Here is a 17,256-nt window from a genome sequence, read left to right as displayed (position 1 = left end):
CGACGGTCAGCCCGCGGCGCCGTCCCAGTCGGCGTACGGGTCCCACCCGGTCGTCGGGACCGGCTCGCCTCCGCGCACCAGGTCCGCGCCGCCGCGGGCGACGACCGCGCCGATGCGCCGGAAGCCGCCCGGCAGCGTCACGCCGGGCGGGAAGGTGGCGAGCAGGCCGTGGTCCTCGCCGCCGTGCAGTGCGAGGTCGTCGGCGCCCGCGACACCGTCGGCATCGAGGTCGAGCGTCACCCGGCTGGCCCGGGCGAGCCGCCCGGCGTCGATCGCCAGCCCGTCGGACAGGTCGAGCATCGCGGTCGCCCCGGCCGTGGCCGCGAGCGGACCGTCGGCGATCGGCGGGACCGGGCGTCGCTGCCGGTCCACGTCGGGGTCGGTGTCCGCGCCGCTCGCGACGGTCGCCGACCGCGAGGGCTCTCCGTGCGCGTCGACGCCGTCGCGGAACAGCCGTGCGAGGCCACGAGCGGCGCGGCCGAGCTCCCCCGAGACCGCGAGGACGTCGCCGGGACGTGCACTCGAGCGGAGCACCGGCGCTCGCCCACCGAGGTCGCCGAACGCCGTCACCGAGACCGTGAACACGGCCGAGGTCGACAGGTCCCCGCCGACCACGCCGCAGCCCGGGCAGAGCTCGTCCACGGCAGCCCGCACCCCGTCCGCGAAGGACTCGAGCACCGCGACGGGGGTCTCCTGCGGCGCGGCCAGGGCGATCACGAGTCCGCTCGGCGTCGCGCCCATCGCTGCGACGTCGGACAGGTTCGTCGCTGCCGCCTTCCACCCGACGTCCGCCGGCGACGACCACGCCCACCGGAAGTCGGGCCCGTGCACCATCATGTCCGTCGTGACGACGAACCGGCCGTCCGGGGCCGCGACGACGGCGCAGTCGTCACCGGGACCGACGTCCGGTGCACCCGCCGGCAGTCGACGGACGATCCGGTCCAGCACGGCGAGCTCCCCCAGCTGTCCCACAGTCGGTCCGGTCCAGGCGTCGTCCATCTCGTCCACGTCCGCAACGGTAGCCTGGACGTCGATGGACACCGTGCGCCGACCCCTCCGCTGGACCGCGATCGCGGGTGTCGCCGTGGCACTCGCCGCCGGGCTGACCGGGTGCACGAACGCCGTGTCGATGGCACCCGCTCCGTCCGCCGACACCGCCGCGTGCGCAGCCGTGCAGGTCCGCCTCCCCACGACCGTCGGGAACGACCTGCCGTTGCGGAACACGAACGCGCAGTCGACGGCCGCGTGGGGCGACCCGGCCGCAGCGCTCTACCACTGCGGCGTCGCGGTGCCGACGGTGTCCGACCTGCCGTGCTTCAGCAAGGGCGGGGTCGACTGGATCCGCGACGACCGCGGCGAGCAGGTCGTCTACACGACGTTCGGTCGCTCCCCCGCGGTGCAGGTCGTCATCGACTCGACGAAGACCACGAACCAGGTGGTGCAGGACCTGTCGGACGTCGTGTCGACGCTGCCGGAGGACGGACACCGCTGCCTCGACCCCTCGGACGTGCAGGGGTGACGACCGCGTGCGGCGCGCACGGCCTGCTGCACGCGACGCCGGACGTCAGCGGACGGCGACCCGTCCCAGCTCGATGAGTTCGGCGACGAGTTCGCCGTAGGACATCCCGGACGCCGCCCAGCAGCGCGGGTACATCGACAGCGGCGTGAACCCCGGCATGGTGTTGACCTCGTTCACGACGAAGCCGTCGTCGGTCAGGAAGCAGTCCACGCGCGCGAGACCCGCACCGCCGATCGCCTCGAACGCCCGTGCCCCGATCGACCGGATCGCGTCGGTCTCGTCGGCGGTCAGGGGCGCGGGGCAGAGGAGCGCCTCGTCGCCGCCCAGGTACTTCGACGCGAAGTCGTAGAAACCGTCCTCCGCCACGACGATCTCGCCCGGCAGGCTCGTGCGCGGGACACCGTCGCGGCCCTCGAGCACCGCGACCTCGACCTCGCGCCCGGCGACGCGCGGTTCGACGATCACCTTCGCGTCGTGCTCGAACGCCAGGTCCATCGCGGCCGCGAGCTGCGACGGCTCGTCGACCCGGGACACGCCCATGCTCGACCCGGCGCGGGCGGGCTTCACGAAGAGCGGCCACCCGTGCACCGCGACGGCCTCGGCGACGCCGTCGGGGTCGGCCGACCACTGCCGGCGGAGCACGGTCGTCCAGGGCGCGACCCGCAGCCCGGCGTGCTCGAGCACGGCCTTCGCGGTGTGCTTGTCCATCGCCAGGGCGCTCGCGAGGACGCCGTCGCCGACGTACGGCAGCCCGGCGACCTCGAGGAGCCCCTGGACCGTGCCGTCCTCACCGAACGGACCGTGCAGGATCGGGAACGCCACGTCGACCGCGATCGTCGTGACCGAGCCGTCCGGGTGCGACACGACCAGCTCGTTCGTGGCCGGCGACGTGGGGAACGCCACACGGGTGCCGTTGTCCGGCACGACGGGGAGCGCGCCGTCCCGGAGCGCCCACTGCGCCGGGTCGTCGGACTGCAGGGTGAAGGCGCCCTCCTTCGTGATGCCGATCGGCACGACCGCGTAGACCGAGCGATCGACGACGTCCATGATCCCGCCGGCGGTCACGCAGCTGATCTCGTGCTCGCTGGACCGGCCGCCGAACAGCACGGCGACGGTCGTGGGAGCGGGAGCGATCGTGGGCATGGCAGTCCCCTTGGTGGTCGGGACCGGACCGGTCACTCGCCCTGCGGCTCGTCGGTCTCGGTGAGGTGCGGCGCGATGTTGCGCGGGTCGAGCCTACCGGCGAGGACCTCGGCCACCTGCCCGACGATGGGCATGTCGACGCCGTTCGCCGCCGCCAGTTCGAGGATCGGGGCGACCGATGCCAGGCCCTCCGCGGTCTGGTTCATCTGGCGCACGACCTCGTCGAAGCGGTACCCCTGACCGAGCAGGCGGCCGGCCGTGTTGTTCCGCGACAGCGGGGACTGGCAGGTCGCGATCAGGTCGCCGAGGCCGGCGAGCCCGGACAGCGTCGACGGCTGCGCACCGAGCGACACCGCGAAGTCGGTCATCTCGGCGAGCCCGCGGGTGATGATCGACGCCTTGGTGTTCTCGCCGTAGCCGACGCCGTCGACGATGCCGATCGCGACCGCGATGAGGTTCTTCAGCACGCCGCCGAACTCCGTGCCGATGACGTCGGTGTTCGTGAACGAGCGGAAGTACGGGTTCGTGGCGACCGCGGCCACCGCGGTCGCCGTCTCGAGCGACGTCGACGACACGACCGCGGCGGTCGGCTGCCGGCGGGCGATCTCGAGCGCCAGGTTCGGTCCGCTCGCGACCGCGATCCGGTCGCGGTCGATGCCGAGGCCCTCGTGCAGGACCTCGCTCATGCGCAGGCCCGTGGCCTTCTCGACGCCCTTCATCAGGCTCACGACGGGGACGCCCTCGGGCAGCAGCGGCGCGATCGCGGACAGGTTCGACCGGAGCGTCTGCGACGGCACCGACACGTACACCTGCTCGGCGCCGTCGAGCACCGCGGACAGCGACGTCGACGCGGTCAGCGTGCGCGGCAGGTTGATGCCCGGCAGGTAGTCGGAGTTCCGCTTCGTCTCGGTGATCTCCCGTGCGACCTCGGGCCGACGTGCCCAGACGACGGTGTCGGCACCGCCCTCGGCCAGCACCTTCGCGAAGGTGGTCCCCCAGCTGCCCGCACCGATGACGGCGACGCGCGGCTTGTCGGTGGACTGCATGACCACGCGGATGGCTGCGGTGTCGACGGCGCCTGGGGCTGCCACGGCGGGGTCCGGGTGGTCGTCGTGCGGGCGCAGGCCCGAGCGGTCGTCAGTCAAACTTCCCGGTCTCCTTCTGGTCGTTGGCGGCCGGGTCCCACCGGGTCGCCGGTGCCTGCTCGCCACGGAGCTCCTCGAGCAGCTCGGTGATCCGGCGCATGAGCAGGTCGGTCGCCGCCAGCAGGGTCTTCTGGTCGAGCGGCTTCCCGCGGTACGCCGACAGGTCGACCGGGTCGCCGACGATCACGTCGACGCGCGACGGCGGGAACAGCCGGAGCTTCTTCGCGTACCGGCCCATGATCCGCTGGGTGCCCCAGTGGGCCATCGGGATGAGCGGGACGTCGTTCTCGAGCGCGATCCGCACCGCGCCGGTCTTGCCGCGCATGGGCCACAGGTCGGGGTCACGGGTGAGCGTGCCCTCGGGGTAGACGATGATCGCTCCACCCTGCTCGATGACGGACCTGCCGCCGCCGAGCGGGTCGTTCAGGCGCGTGCGGCCGGAACGCTCGACCGGGATCTGCCCCATGCCGGCCATGAGCTTGCCGACGACCGGCACCCGGAAGATCGACGCCTTCGCGAGGAACCGCGGCGCACGGCGGGACAGCCAGACGGCGGTGCCGACCACGAGCGGGTCGATGTTCGTGAAGTGGTTCGGGGCGAGCACGAAGGCGCCGCCCTCCGGCAGGCGCTTCGGGCCGTGCCAGTGGTAGCGGGCGGTGAACCGGAAGACCGGGATCACCACGGACGCCGTGATGCGGAAGGCGGTGTTCAGCTCGCCGCGCCGCCACCGGCGCCCCGGGTTCGGGAGGCCCGTGGTGACGTCCGAGGCGGACGCACGCCGTGCCTCCAGGCCGTCACCCGCGCCGCTCGCCGTGCCGTCGCCGCCCGTCGTGCCGTCCACGCGCCTAGCCCGCGAAGTCGAAGTCGGCGCCGAGCTTGCGCAGCTTCGGGATGAAGTGCTCGTACCCGCGGCTGATGATGCCGACGTTCGTGATGTGCGACTCGCCCTCGGCCGTCAGGGCGGCGATGAGGTGGCTGAAGCCGCCGCGCAGGTCGGGGACGCGGACGTTCGCGGCGTGCAGCGTCGTCGGGCCGGTGATGACCGCGGCCTGCTCGAACGGGCGGCGGGCGACACGGCGGTCGTGCCCGGGCAGCCCCTCCTTGTGCACGACGATGTCGGCACCCATCTCGTTCAGGGCGTCGGTGAAGCCGAAGCGGTTCTCGTACACGGTCTCGTGCACGATGCTCGTGCCCTCGGCCTGGGTCAGCGCGACGACGAGCGGCTGCTGCCAGTCCGTCATGAAGCCGGGGTGGACGTCGGTCTCGACGACGACCGGGCGCAGGGTCTCGCGCTCGCGGTAGAAGCGGATGCCGTCCTCCTGGATGTCGAACCCGCCACCCACCTTGCGGAAGACGTTGAGGAACGTCATGAGGTCCTGCTGGTCGGCACCCTCGACGAAGATGTCGCCGTTGGTGGCGAGCGCGGCGGAGGCCCAGCTCGCGGCCTCGTTGCGGTCGTTGATCGCGCGGTGCGTGTACCCGCGGAGCGACTCGACGCCCTCGATGAAGATCGTGCGGCTCGGCTCGACCGTGACGATCGCGCCCATCTTCTGCAGGATCGCGATGAGGTCCATGATCTCGGGCTCGATCGCCGCGTTGCGGAGCTCGGTGACGCCCTCGGCCAGGACCGACGAGAGCAGGACCTGCTCGGTCGCCCCGACGCTCGGGTACGGCAGTTCGATCTTCGCACCCTTGAGACCGTCCGGGGCGGTGAGGTGGATGCCGTTGAGCTGCTTGTCGACCACGGCACCCATCGCGCGCAGGGCGTCGAGGTGGAAGTCGATCGGACGGTCGCCGATGCGGCAGCCGCCGAGGTCGGGGATGAAGGCCTCGCCGAGCTTGTGCAGCAGCGGACCGCAGAACAGGATCGGGATGCGGCTCGAGCCGGCGTGGGCGTCGATCTCGGCGAAGTGCGCCGACTCGACGTTCGCCGGGTCGAGGATGAGCTCGCCTCGTGCAGGGTCCGTGATCCGCACACCGTGCACCTCGAGCAGGCCGCGGACGACCTTCACGTCGGAGATGTCCGGCACGTCCTTGAGGATCGACGGGGTGTCGCCGAGCAGCGAGGCGACCATCGCCTTGGTCGCGAGGTTCTTCGCGCCGCGGACCTCGATGCGCCCCACGAGCGGCTTGCCGCCCCGGATGACGATCTCGTCCGACTTGAGGCCGACGCGGGCCCCTGCTGCTGCTGCGTCCTGTACGAGGGAGTTCACTACTTCACCGGCAATGTCTTCGGCCGCCATCGGGAGCGGCGGGATTCGAACTCCGTGATCGAGGACTCGTCACGGAGGGTGAGCCCGATGTCGTCGAGCCCTTCCATCAACCGCCAACGAGTGTAGGCGTCGATCTCGAAGGGCACGTCCACCGCGCCGAGCGACACGCGCTGCGCGACCAGGTCGACGGTCGCCTCGATGCCCGGGTTCGCCGCGATCTCGGCCCAGAGTGCCTCGACTTCCGGTTCGGTCACGATCGCGGTGACCAGGCCCTGCTTGCCCGCGTTGCCCTTGAAGATGTCCGCGAAACGACTCGACACCACCACGCGGAAGCCGAAGTCGCGGAGCGCCCAGACCGCGTGCTCGCGGCTCGACCCGGTCCCGAAGTCCGGGCCGGCGACCAGCACCTGCGCCCCCTGGTAGACGGGCTGGTTGAGCACGAAGTCGGGGTCCTGGCGCCACCCGGCGAACAGGGCGTCCTCGAAGCCGGTCTTCGTGACGCGCTTGAGGTAGACCGCGGGGATGATCTGGTCGGTGTCGACGTTCGAGCGCTGCAGCGGCGCGGCGATCCCGGTGACGGTGGTGATCTTGTCCATCAGTTGGCTCCTTCAGCGGTCGCTGCCGTCGCGGCGGTGTCGTCGGTGACCGTCGCGATCGCGTCGTCGGTCTCCAGGTCCCACGGGCTCGACAGCGTGCCCCGGACCGCGGTGGCGGCGGCGACGAGCGGCGACACCAGGTGCGTGCGGCCGCCCTTGCCCTGCCGCCCCTCGAAGTTGCGGTTCGAGGTGCTCGCGCACCGTTCCCCCGGTGCGAGCTGGTCGGGGTTCATGCCGAGGCACATCGAGCAGCCGGCGAACCGCCACTCCGCGCCGAAGTCGGTGAAGACCCGGTCCAGCCCCTCGGCCTCGGCCTCGAGCCGGACCCGGGCGGACCCCGGCACGACCATGACCCGCACGCCGTCCGCCTTCTTCCGTCCCCGGATGACCGACGCGAAGGCCCGGAGGTCCTCGATGCGCGAGTTCGTGCAGGACCCCATGAAGACCGCATCGACCGCGATGTCCTTCATCGGTGTGCCGGCCTCGAGGTCCATGTACTCGAGTGCACGCTGCGCGGCGGCCTGGTCGTTCGGGTCGCTGTAGCCCGCGGGGTCCGGGACCGTCTCGGACAGCGACACGCCCTGGCCGGGGTTCGTGCCCCACGTGACGAAGGGCTCGAGCTCGTCCGCGTCGATGAAGACCTCGGCGTCGAAGACGGCGTCGTCGTCGGTCGCCAGCGTGTCCCAGTACGCGACGGCGTCGTCCCAGTCCTGACCGGTCGGCGCGTGGTCGCGGCCCTGCACGTAGTCGTAGGTGGTCTGGTCGGGGGCGACCATGCCGGCGCGGGCACCGGCCTCGATCGACATGTTGCAGATCGTCATGCGCCCCTCCATCGAGAGCGAGCGGATCGCCGAGCCGCGGTACTCCAGCACGTAGCCCTGCCCGCCGCCGGTGCCGATCTTCGCGATCACGGCGAGGATGATGTCCTTCGCCGTGACGCCCGGGCGCAGGGTGCCCTCGACCGTGATCGCCATCGTCCTGAACGGCTTCAGCGGCAGGGTCTGGGTGGCGAGGACGTGCTCGACCTCGCTCGTGCCGATGCCGAACGCCATCGCGCCGAACGCACCGTGGGTCGACGTGTGCGAATCCCCGCACACGACGGTGATGCCGGGCATCGTCAGGCCGAGCTGCGGGCCGACCACGTGGACGATGCCCTGCTCCTTGTCACCGAGGGAGTGCAGACGGACGCCGAACTCCTCGCAGTTGCGACGCAGGGTCTCGATCTGCGTGCGGCTCGTCGGGTCGGCGATGGGCCGGTCGATCGCGAGGGTCGGGGTGTTGTGGTCCTCGGTCGCGATGGTCAGGTCGAGGCGACGCACCGGGCGGCCGGCCTGGCGGAGGCCGTCGAAGGCCTGCGGGCTCGTGACCTCGTGCACGAGGTGGAGGTCGATGTAGAGGAGGTCCGGGCTCCCGTCCTCGCCCTTGACCACGACGTGGTCGTCCCACACCTTCTCGGCGAGCGTCTTTCCCATCGGCCCGGCCCTTCCTCATCGACGTTGCGGTACCGCTCTCGCGGCTCGGTCCGGCGAGTCTAGCAGGTTGGTATACCAACGCGGGCCGGGACGGACGGGAGGCGCGGTGCGGCGCCGCCACGCGCCTCCCGTCCGGCCGTGGTGCGGTCCGGACGAGGCGACCCGCGTCGGCGACACCCGTCGCGGTGGGAAGATGGTGACGACATGACGACACCTGCGCACTCGACCCGGACCACCAACCTCGAGGGCGCAGCCCGCGCCGCGATCGCCGGCGGCGCACCGCTCGCGCTGCTCATCGCCCTGGGGATGCCGGGATACGCGGCGTTCGCGATGTTCGCCGGGTTCACGGCGATCTTCGGCGCGACCGAGCCGTACCGCCAGCGTGCCGTCACGACCGGCGTCGCCGGTGCGCTCCAGGCGGCGTGCATGCTCGCGGGCATCGGCGTCGCGTTGCTCGGGCACCCGCTGTGGCTGCAGGCGGTCGGGCTCGTGGTGGTGCTCGTCGTCGCCGTGTGCACGCTCACGGCGCTGCAGACGATCCCCGCGCAGCCGATCTTCCCGGTCTTCGCGTTCGTCGTCTCCTCGCTCGTCCCGCTGCGGCCCGCCGACCTGCCGACGGTCCTGCTGATCATCGTCGGCTCGGTCGCGTGGGCGTGGCTCGTGGCGATGTCGGGCGCGGTGCTCCGTCGACTCCTGCACCCACGGGCGCCGCACCGCTTCCGGCCGCTGGCGGCACGCAAGCACCGCACGCTCGACGTCCTGCGCACGCCGGCGCTGCGGGAGACCGTCGCCCTCAACGTCGTCGGGTCCGTCGTGGCCGGAGCGGTCGCCGTCACGATCCCCGGGCTCGGACACCCGTACTGGGCGGTGATCGCTGTGGTGTCGACGCTCCCCGCGCTCCGGCAGCGGCACACGCTGCGTCGCGCCTGGCAGCGGGTGGTCGGCACCGTCGGGGGCACGGTCGTGGCCGTGGGGATCCTGCTGCTCGAGCCGAGCGTCTGGTGGATCGTCGTGATCGCCGTCGTCGGGCAGTTCTTCGCGGAGATCTTCGTCGCGCGGCACTACGCCGTGACCCTGCTCTTCCTCACGCCGCTCGCGCTCGCCGTGTCGTGGCTGAGCCTGCCCGAGGCGCCGGAGCTCCTCGCACTCGACCGCATCGCGCAGACGCTGCTCGGTGCGCTCGTGAGCGTCGCGCTCCTGGTGGTCGGGCGGTTCGTCGAGCGTCGACGAGGCCGGCCGCTCGGCGCGACGAGCGCGATCCGCACCGTCTGACGGGGCGTCGGCGCGGCGCCGACGCGGCGCGGCGCCGACGCGGCGCGCCGGTGCCGCGCAGCGCGCCCTGTCGCGCGCACAGCCGCGAGCACGTCGCGCCGCGGGAACACGTGGCGCGACGTGCCCCGGGTCGTGCGGGCGCAGGACGCACCAGCGAGCGCGCGCCGGACGGGAGGCGCGTGGTCAGCCCGCACCGCGCCTCCCGACCGCAACCGGGTCGCCTGTCGCGCGCACAGCCGCGAGCACGTCGCGCCGCGGGAACACGTGGCGCGACGTGCCCCGGGTCGTGCGGGAGCAGGAGGCGCAAGCGAGCCCGCGCCGGACGGGAGGCGCAAGCGAGCGCGCGCCGGACGGGAGGCGCGTGGTCAGCCCGCACCGCGCCTCCCGACCGCAACCGGGTCGCCTGTCGCGCGCACGACTGCGAGCACGTCGCGCCGCGGGAACACGTGGCGCGACGTGCCCCGGGTCGTGCGGGAGCAGGACGCGCCAGCGAGCGCGCGTCAGTCGCGCGGGGCGACGTTCCAGGAGTCGATGACGGGGCGGCCGTGCTCGTAGCCGAGCGAGCTCACGGTGGCGGTGCCGAGCTTGAGCACGGCTCCGTCCTGCGGCGCGAGGCGGATCCAGGCGGCACCGAGCGCGCGGAGCACGTGTCCGTGCGCGACCACGATCGCGTCGTCGCCCTCGGCGAGGACCGGACGGACGCGGTTCAGGACCCGCTCGACGCGGACCCGGACCTCGGCGGCGTTCTCACCCGGGGTGTCGCCGGCAGGGACCCCGTCGGTCCAGAGGTCCCACGGGCCGTGCCGCTTGACCTTGATCTGCGGGGTGGTCAGGCCCTCGTACGCGCCGTAGTCCCACTCGTACAGGTCCTCGTCGAGCTCGGGGTCGACGCCGACGAGCGCAGCGGTGTCCCGCGCGCGCTGCAGCGGGCTCGAGAGCGCGAGCGCGAAGGTGCGGTCGGCGAGGTACCGGCCGGCGCGCTTCGCCTGCTCGATGCCCTCGTCGGTGAGCGGGATGTCGGTGCGGCCGGTGTGCTGACCGCTCTTCGACCACTCCGTCTCTCCGTGGCGGACGAGGACGAGTTCGCCGGGGCGTTCCGAGGTCATGTGTTCCTTCCGATGAGCAGGCCGAGCGCGGCTGCGCCGACCGAGACGACGAGCATCCCGAGGCCGTTCAGGACGGCGGTCCGGGTCTTGCCGGATCGGAGGAGCTGCACGGTCTCGACGCTCGCCGTCGAGAACGTCGTGTACCCGCCCATCATGCCCGTCCCGAGCACGGCGACCACCGAGGGGCCGAGGGCGCCGGTCTCCCCGAGCCCGGTGACGAGCCCGAGCACGAGCGATCCCGTCACGTTGATGACGAGCGTGCCGAGCGGGAAGCGTCCGAGCGCGGTGCCGTCCACCCGGGCCTTGACGGTGCCGTCGAGCCAGCAGCGCAGCGCCGCGCCGACCCCGCCGCCGAGGGAGACCAGCAGGAGTCCGAGCAGGGTCACCGGGCACCCCCGCTCCGAGCGCCCCGGGAGCGCCGAGCGCCGGCGACCCACGCTCCCGCTGCCGCGGCGGCCAGCCCGAGCACCACCGACAGCAGCGCGTACCCGGTGCCGGCGCCCCACCGCCCGACGTCGAGCAGCCGGGCGGTGTCGTCGGCGAGGGTCGAGTAGGTCGTGAAACCACCGAGGACGCCCGTGCCGACGAACAGCCGGAGCGCCCGACGTCGGCCGAGGTCCGGACCCGCGTGCGCGAGTGCCTCCAGGAGCACCCCGAGGCAGAACGCTCCGACGACGTTGATGCCGAGGATCGTCCAGCTGATGCCGTCCACCGCGGGGAACGCTGCGGCGAGCGCAGCCCGCACCCCGGTGCCGATCGCACCGCCGAGCGCGACGAGTCCGAGGTACCGCCAGCGACGGTGCGGGGGCCGGTCGGTCGTGCGGGTGTCCACGGACGTCAGTCCACCAGGGCGGCCACGCCCTCGACCTCGACGAGCTGGTCGTCGTAGCCGAGGACGGTCACGCCCGTCAGCGTGCTGGGCACGTCGTGGTCCCCCATCGCGGCCCGGACGACCTCCCACGCGGCGACGAGGTCGGCCCGGTCGGACGACGCCACGAGCACGCGGGTGTGCAGGAGGTCGCCGAGTCCGGCGCCGGCCGCGGCGAGCGCCGTCTCGAGGTTGGCCATGCACCGAGCGGCCTGGGCACGGTGGTCCCCCCTGGCGACGGTGCGACCCTGCTCGTCGAGCGGGCAGGCCCCGGCGAGGAACACCAGTCGGGCACCGGCAGGCGCGGTGGCGGCGTACGCGTACTCCGCCACGGAGCTGAGTCGGTCGGAGCGGATGAGCTGCACGGCGCTGGTCACCCTGCCAGCCTGCCACGACCGGACCCGCGGGAGCGTGCCCGCCGCCCGCGGGACCGGCCCGGAGCCGCCCGTGTGAGCGGACCCTCAGCGTGCGACGGGGTTCGCCGTGCGGCCGGCGCGGATGAGCGAGTCGGTCTGCGCCGACAGGTCGACCATCTGCAGGGTGTTCCGCAGCTGCAGCCGGTTGAGGCACGAGTGCTCGAAGTCCGGCACGCGGAGGTCGATCGGCCGCGCCCGTCCCGCCGCGGCGTCGTCCACGCAGGAGCCGACGAGCCGCCAGAAGACCCTGCTCGGCAGGACTCCGTCGTCGTCGAGGATCGCCGCGAGGTACCGGAGCACCCCGTCGAACACGTCGGTGAAGACCCCGAGCGCCGCCTCGTCGTCGTCGACCGGGTGCACGATCCGCTCGATCCCGGCGGGCACCGGGACGTCCCCGACGACCACGACCTCCTCCCCGATGTCCTTCATGAACACGCGGGACACCGCACCGTCGCGCAGCACGAGCACGAGGTTCTCGCCGTGCGGCATGAACAGCAGCTGGTGCTCGGTCAGGCAGTGCACGACGGGGCGGAGGTACGCGTGAAGGTACCGCTCGACCCACGACGCGGCGTCGAGCCCCGACTCCGCGACGAGCGCAGCAGCCACCGACCGCCCCCTCGCGTCCCGGTGGAGCAGCGCCGCCATGGTGATCGGCCGCTCCCCCGGCAGCAGGCGCGGCACCGGGCTCTCCCGCCAGAGCGCCGCGAGCATCTTCCGCTGCGGCGCGCCCTGCTGTGCGGGCACGGCCCCGATCCGGTGCCAGACGTCCCCCGTGTACCCGATCGCCGCGTGCTCGCGGAGCACCCCGAAGCCGGCGTCGGCCAGGACCGGGTCAGCCTCGACGAGTCCCGCCACCCAGTCGTTCACCGCGGGCGCGGTCCGCATGTACGCCGGCGACATCCCCCGCAGGAACCCCATGTTCTGCACGGCGAGCGCCGTCTTCACGTACGACCGCTCCGGCCGGGAACGGTTGAACGCGGTGCGGATCGACTGCTGCGGCTGGTGGTCGTCCGGCCCCTCGCCGAGGTCGACGAGGTCCTGCCGCCCGAGGTCCGGGGCGAACGTCACCGCGATCCGGTGCTGCCACTGCCAGGGGTGCACCGGGAACCACGTGTACTCCGCGGGGTCGAGCCCGCGGCGGTCGAGCACCTCGTGGAAGCGCGCGACCGTCGACGCGTCGAGCTCGGCGTCCCAGTGCTGGTGCTCGGACCGGTCCGCGGCGAGCGCCAGGTGCGTGTGCTCACGACGGGCTGCGAGCCACCGGTACCGGAAGCGCCCGCCGGACTCGGGGGCGAACGCGCGGTACTCGTCGAGCCCGAACCCGATCCGCCCGTTCGCGGCGACGAACGCCGGGTGCCCCTCGGTCATCGCGGCCTCGGCGTCCTGGAACCCCGCGACCACGTCGCCGTCCGACCGGCCGCGGGCGAGCTGCGCGGCGGAGGGGCCGCCGCGCCGGTGCTTCGCCGCGGCGCTGGCGAGCGTCGAGGCGATCTCCTCCAGGTACGTCCCGAGGAGGGCGTCGGGGATCCCGAGCTGCTCGTGCAGCGCGAGCACGAGGTCCTGTGCATCGAGCGGCGCCGGGACGCCCGCGCGGCTGCGGGTGAGCGAGGCCTCGTCGACGACCCAGTGCTCGAGCGTGTGCACCCGCGCGCGGAAGCGGTAGGTCGAGTCCCCGGCGTCGAGCACCCAGCCCGCACCGTCGGGCCGTGGGGCGACCAACCGTTCGTGCGTGAACTCCGCGATCGCCTTGGCGACGAGGTGCCGCTCGGCCGGCTCGAGGTGCTCCGGCCGCAGGTGCGCGGCGGGTCCGTCGTCGTCGGGCGTGCCGATCCGGCCGGTGTCCAGGACCGACAGCAGCGCGCGCTTTCCGTCGACGTCGACCTCGCGCAGGACACGGAACCCGACCTCGGCGTTCTTCCGCTGCACCGCCGTGTTGCGCACGTCCGGCTCGACGACGACCCGCTGCGCGCCGAGGGCGTCGCGGCAGTGCTCGACCCCCGCTCGCATCACGGCACGTGTCAGCCCGTGGACACGTCCCTCGTCGGGCGGCGGAGCGACGAGCAGGTGCATGCCGACGTCGCCCGGTTCCGCGTCCCACACGTCGGTGAGCAGCACGGCCGCCGGGTCGTAGGTCTCCGCGTACGCGACGGGCTCGCCCTCCCACCGGAGCACCCACCCCGCCTGCGCCGGGTCCTCCTGCACGGAACGGAGGTACGTGCGGACCGCGTCGGTGTCGTGGTCGGTCATCGCCCACCACGAGGACGCCGGGGCGGCGAGCCACGCCTGCACGACGGCGGCGTCGCGGTCCGGGACCACCGGGTGGACGGACGGGAGGCCCGTGGTCGCGTCCGCCCGTGCGGCGACGGTCGCCGGGGCGCTCACGACGCGGCCCCGGCGGTCGCGGTCCGGCGGGCTGCCGCGGCTGCGGCCCTCGCCGGGGCGTCGGCGACGGGACCGGTCGCAGCGTCCGGCCCGGTGCCGGCCGCAGCGGCCGCTCCGGTGTCGGCAGCAGCGTCCGGAACCGGCCGTCCACCGGGCAGGCCGAACTCCTGGAAGGCGATCCGCTCCTCCAGGCCGTACACGGACCGCCCCGTGACGGAGCGGATGATCGAGGCGTTCCGCCACGCCCCCATCCCGAGGTCGGGGGCGGTCAGACCGTGCGTGTGCTCCTCGGCGTTCTGCACCCAGATCCGTCCGCCGAGGGTGTCGACGTGCAGGTCGCGTGCGACGGCGAACCGACCGCGGTCGTCGCGGCGGACGAGGTGCTCGACCGGGGCGAGGAAGTCCGGGGTCCGCGGTCGGTACCCGGTCGCGAGGACGAGCCGGGCGACCTCGTGCACCGCCTCGGTGCCGAGCTGCGCGTGTCGGAGGGTCAGTCGGAAGCGGTCCCGCTCGGGCAGCCACGCAGCCGCGACGACGCTGGTGTCGGTCCGGAGCGTCGTCGGGACCGGCCCGCGGGCGCTGATCCGGTAGAGCGTGTCGTAGACCTCGTCCACCAGGTCGGCGCTGATGCCCTTGTACAGCCCCCGCTGCTCGCGACCGAGCCGGTCTCGCACCTCGCCGGGCAGGGCGTGGAAGTGGTCGGTGTACTCCGGGCTCGTCATCTCGAGCGTGAGCTTGGTGTCCTCCATCGGGAAGAACCGGGGCGATCGGGTGATCCAGTCGAGGCGGTAGCCGCCGTCGCGGATGCCCTCGAGCAGGTCGCGGTAGACCTCGGCCGCGGACTGCCCGCTCCCGACCACGGCGATCGAGTCGGCGCTCCGGAGCGCGTCACGCGCCGGCAGGTACCCCGCGGAGTGCACGACCGGTCCGTCGAGGTCGCGGAGCGCCTCGGGCACCGCGGGTTCCGTGCCGATGCCGAGCACGACGTGCCGGGCGACGTACCGCTCGGACCCGCTCGGGGTCTCGGCGTGCACGGTGAACAGGTCGGTGTCCTCGTCGTGCTCGACGGCGACGACCCGACGGCCCCAGCGCAGCGTGTCGAGCCGTTCGGCGGCCCAGCGGCAGTAGGCGTCGTACTCCACGCGCAGGGGGTGGAAGTCCTCGCGGATGAAGAAGGGGTAGAGCCGCCCGGTCTCCTTGAGCCAGGCGAGGAACGAGAACGGCGACGTCGGGTCCGCCATGGTCACGAGGTCGGCCAGGAACGGGACCTGGATGGTGGCGTCGTCGAGCATCATGCCGTGGTGCCAGGCGAAGCCGTCGGCCTGGTCGAGGAACACGGCGTCGAGGTCGTCGATCGGGTCGGTCAGGCAGGCGAGCCCGAGGTTGAACGGGCCGATCCCGATCCCGACCAGGTCGAGGACGCGGCCGGCACCGTCGCCGGTGTCGCTGGTCCTGGTGCCGGTGTCGCTGGTCCTGGTGCTGGTGGCGCTGGTGCTGGTGGTGCTGGTGCTGGTGCTGGTGGTCACCGGGTTGCTCCCGTCGTCGTGCCGGCCGTGCTGGGGACGCCGCTGGCGTGCAGGCGCGCCGCGGTGTCGACCACGTGGTCGAGCGCCGCGACGACCTGCGTCGTGCTCGTGGTGGGGTTGAGCAGGGTGAGCTTGCTGCACGGACGGCCGTCGATCACGGTCTTCGCGACGAGTACCCGCCCCTCGGCGAGCAGGGCCGCGCGCAGCGGCGCGACGAGTGCGTCGGCCTCGGCGTCCGACACCCCGTCCGGCTGCCAGCGGAAGAGCACCGTGCTCAGCTGCGTCGGCGCGACGAGCACCAGGTCCGGGTGTGCCGCGACGTGCTCGTGCACCCGCTCCGTGACGTCGAGCACCGCGTCGAAGGCCCGTCCGATCGCCTCGGCGCCGCTCGCCCGGAGGGTCGCCCAGAGCTTGAGGGCGTCGAACCGTCGGGTGGTCTGCAAGGACTTGTCGACCTGGTTCGGCTCGTCGGCGTCCTCGGGGTTGAGGTAGTCCGCGTGCCACGAGGCCCGGCGGAGGTCCTCCGGGTCCCGCACGAGCAGCGCGCTCGACGACACCGGCTGGAAGAACGACTTGTGGAAGTCCGCGGTGACGCTCCGCGCTCGTCCGATGCCGGCGAGCAGGTGTCGGCGGGTCGGGGACACGAGCAGACCGCAGCCGTACGCGGCGTCGACGTGCAACCAGACGTCCTCGAGGTCGCAGACGTCGGCGATCGCCTCGAGCGGGTCGATGCAGCCGCGGTCGGTCGTGCCCGCGGTCGCGACGACGGCCGCGGGCGTCCGGCTCTCGCGCCGGGCGTCGGCGATCGCGTGGGCGAGGGCGTCCGGTCGCATCCGGCCCGCTGCGTCGGCGGCGACGTCGACCACGGCACGTTCCGGCAGGCCGAGCAGCATCGCGGACTTCCGGACGCTGAAGTGGCTCGACGCGGTGGCGAACACGACGAGGTCGTCGAGTGCCGGCGAGCGGTGCGCACGGTCTCCCGCGCGGAGCGGTGCGGTCGCGGCCTGGCGCGCCAGGAGCAGGGCGTGCAGGTTCGACTGGGTCCCACCCGAGGTGAAGACCCCGTCCCCCGTCGGGAAGCCGATCGCGTCCGTGACCCACCGGACCGTCCGACGTTCGATCTCGGTGCCGATCCGCGACTGGTCCCAGGTGTCGACCGACGGGTTGACCGCCGCGAGGACCGCCTCGGCAGCGACCGCGGGCACCGCCACCGGACAGTTGAGGTGCGCGAGGTACCCGGGGTCGTGGAACCAGACGGCCTCCGCGGTGAAGAGGTCGTCGACCTCGGCGACGGCGGCCTCCGCCGACCCGAGCGGTCGGTCGAGGTCGACCGCCGCGACACGCTGCCGGAGGACGGCGGCGGGCGTGTCGGTGGTCGGCGCGGTGACGGCCGCGAGTCGGTCGGCGGTCCGGTCGACCGCGCCCCGGACGACCCTGCGGTACCGGTCGGAGCGGTCGGACGTGAGGAGTTCGAGCAATGGCGTGGAGCTGTTCACGTTAGGTAAGGCTAACCTCACTCCTCCGCGGAACGGAAGCCACACCCGGGGGAAGACCGGTCGTTCTGTCGCGCTCGGCTCGCCCCGGCCTGCCCCGGTACG

16 protein-coding genes are annotated in these 17,256 nt (G+C 73.2%); 2 read left to right on the top strand and 14 right to left on the bottom strand.

Features of this window, described 5'->3' with window-relative positions; all coding sequences use genetic code 11:
* Positions 1–6: 6 nt before the first annotated feature.
* Positions 7–999, bottom strand: coding sequence for a thiamine-phosphate kinase (thiL, locus tag M3677_RS02050; RefSeq protein ID WP_251159788.1), 993 nt, complete (start codon positions 997–999; stop codon positions 7–9).
* 34 nt (positions 1,000–1,033) lie between these two features.
* On the opposite strand from thiL, the gene M3677_RS02045 reads away from it, so the two are divergent.
* Positions 1,034–1,519, top strand: a complete 486-nt coding sequence (locus tag M3677_RS02045) for a DUF3515 family protein (protein WP_251159674.1) — start codon at positions 1,034–1,036, stop codon at positions 1,517–1,519.
* 45 nt (positions 1,520–1,564) lie between these two features.
* On the opposite strand, the gene M3677_RS02040 is transcribed toward M3677_RS02045, so the two are convergent.
* The 6 genes from M3677_RS02040 to leuC form a co-directional block, all read right to left on the bottom strand.
* Positions 1,565–2,662, bottom strand: coding sequence for a D-alanine--D-alanine ligase family protein (locus M3677_RS02040; RefSeq protein ID WP_251159673.1), 1,098 nt, complete (start codon positions 2,660–2,662; stop codon positions 1,565–1,567).
* A 32-nt stretch (positions 2,663–2,694) separates the two neighbouring features.
* A complete protein-coding gene (locus tag M3677_RS02035; RefSeq protein WP_066658371.1) occupies positions 2,695–3,708 on the bottom strand; it encodes an NAD(P)H-dependent glycerol-3-phosphate dehydrogenase in 1,014 nt (337 codons plus the stop codon).
* Positions 3,709–3,799: 91 nt separating this feature from the next.
* Positions 3,800–4,648, bottom strand: coding sequence for a lysophospholipid acyltransferase family protein (locus tag M3677_RS02030; RefSeq protein ID WP_251159672.1), 849 nt, complete (start codon positions 4,646–4,648; stop codon positions 3,800–3,802).
* A gap of 4 nt (positions 4,649–4,652) precedes the next feature.
* Positions 4,653–6,020, bottom strand: a complete 1,368-nt coding sequence (gene murA / locus M3677_RS02025) for a UDP-N-acetylglucosamine 1-carboxyvinyltransferase (RefSeq protein ID WP_066654865.1) — start codon at positions 6,018–6,020, stop codon at positions 4,653–4,655.
* Positions 6,020–6,616, bottom strand: a complete 597-nt coding sequence (gene leuD / locus M3677_RS02020; RefSeq protein ID WP_066654867.1) for a 3-isopropylmalate dehydratase small subunit — start codon at positions 6,614–6,616, stop codon at positions 6,020–6,022. Before leuD ends, murA begins: the two co-directional genes overlap by 1 nt.
* Entirely contained in the window at positions 6,616–8,088 is a 1,473-nt protein-coding gene (gene leuC / locus M3677_RS02015; RefSeq protein WP_251159671.1) for a 3-isopropylmalate dehydratase large subunit, read from the bottom strand. Before leuC ends, leuD begins: the two co-directional genes overlap by 1 nt.
* A 204-nt stretch (positions 8,089–8,292) precedes the next feature.
* Between leuC and M3677_RS02010 the strand changes: the two genes are divergently transcribed.
* Entirely contained in the window at positions 8,293–9,360 is a 1,068-nt protein-coding gene (locus tag M3677_RS02010) for an FUSC family protein (RefSeq protein WP_066654869.1), read from the top strand.
* A 500-nt stretch (positions 9,361–9,860) separates the two neighbouring features.
* Here M3677_RS02010 and M3677_RS02005 read toward each other — a convergent pair whose 3' ends face one another.
* From M3677_RS02005 to M3677_RS01975, 7 genes are all read right to left on the bottom strand, one after another.
* Positions 9,861–10,466 (bottom strand): histidine phosphatase family protein, encoded by a 606-nt coding sequence (locus M3677_RS02005; RefSeq protein WP_066654871.1) that lies wholly within the window; start codon positions 10,464–10,466, stop codon positions 9,861–9,863.
* Entirely contained in the window at positions 10,463–10,852 is a 390-nt protein-coding gene (gene crcB, locus M3677_RS02000) for a fluoride efflux transporter CrcB (RefSeq protein WP_209682187.1), read from the bottom strand. Before crcB ends, M3677_RS02005 begins: the two co-directional genes overlap by 4 nt.
* On the bottom strand, positions 10,849–11,298 hold the full coding sequence (locus tag M3677_RS01995; protein ID WP_209682185.1) for a CrcB family protein: 450 nt from the start codon (positions 11,296–11,298) through the stop codon (positions 10,849–10,851). The genes crcB and M3677_RS01995 overlap by 4 nt, the downstream gene beginning before the upstream one ends.
* A gap of 5 nt (positions 11,299–11,303) precedes the next feature.
* Positions 11,304–11,711 carry a RidA family protein gene (locus tag M3677_RS01990; RefSeq protein ID WP_251159670.1) on the bottom strand — a complete coding sequence of 136 codons (408 nt, stop codon included), beginning with the start codon at positions 11,709–11,711 and terminating at the stop codon, positions 11,304–11,306.
* Between the two features lie 84 nt (positions 11,712–11,795).
* Positions 11,796–14,132 (bottom strand): GNAT family N-acetyltransferase, encoded by a 2,337-nt coding sequence (locus tag M3677_RS01985; RefSeq protein ID WP_251159669.1) that lies wholly within the window; start codon positions 14,130–14,132, stop codon positions 11,796–11,798.
* Complete coding sequence (locus tag M3677_RS01980) at positions 14,129–15,658, bottom strand: lysine N(6)-hydroxylase/L-ornithine N(5)-oxygenase family protein (protein ID WP_251159668.1); 1,530 nt, start codon at positions 15,656–15,658, stop codon at positions 14,129–14,131. The genes M3677_RS01985 and M3677_RS01980 overlap by 4 nt, the downstream gene beginning before the upstream one ends.
* Positions 15,655–17,154: an aspartate aminotransferase family protein gene (locus M3677_RS01975; protein WP_251159667.1), complete on the bottom strand. Its 1,500-nt coding sequence runs from the start codon at positions 17,152–17,154 to the stop codon at positions 15,655–15,657. The genes M3677_RS01980 and M3677_RS01975 overlap by 4 nt, the downstream gene beginning before the upstream one ends.
* Positions 17,155–17,256: the final 102 nt, after the last annotated feature.

The sequence above is a fragment of the Curtobacterium sp. P97 genome (assembly GCF_023712445.1).
Classification (GTDB): Bacteria; Actinomycetota; Actinomycetes; order Actinomycetales; family Microbacteriaceae; genus Curtobacterium.
This window is presented reverse-complemented; position numbering and strand designations above follow the sequence as displayed.

Coding starts and splice junctions, on each gene's coding strand:
- thiL (WP_251159788.1), bottom strand. CDS start 999: ATGGACGACGCCTGGACCGGACCGACTGTGGGACAGCTGGGGGAGCTC.
- M3677_RS02045 (WP_251159674.1), top strand. CDS start 1,034: ATGGACACCGTGCGCCGACCCCTCCGCTGGACCGCGATCGCGGGTGTC.
- M3677_RS02040 (WP_251159673.1), bottom strand. CDS start 2,662: ATGCCCACGATCGCTCCCGCTCCCACGACCGTCGCCGTGCTGTTCGGC.
- M3677_RS02035 (WP_066658371.1), bottom strand. CDS start 3,708: ATGCAGTCCACCGACAAGCCGCGCGTCGCCGTCATCGGTGCGGGCAGC.
- leuD (WP_066654867.1), bottom strand. CDS start 6,616: ATGGACAAGATCACCACCGTCACCGGGATCGCCGCGCCGCTGCAGCGC.
- leuC (WP_251159671.1), bottom strand. CDS start 8,088: ATGGGAAAGACGCTCGCCGAGAAGGTGTGGGACGACCACGTCGTGGTC.
- M3677_RS02010 (WP_066654869.1), top strand. CDS start 8,293: ATGACGACACCTGCGCACTCGACCCGGACCACCAACCTCGAGGGCGCA.
- M3677_RS02005 (WP_066654871.1), bottom strand. CDS start 10,466: ATGACCTCGGAACGCCCCGGCGAACTCGTCCTCGTCCGCCACGGAGAG.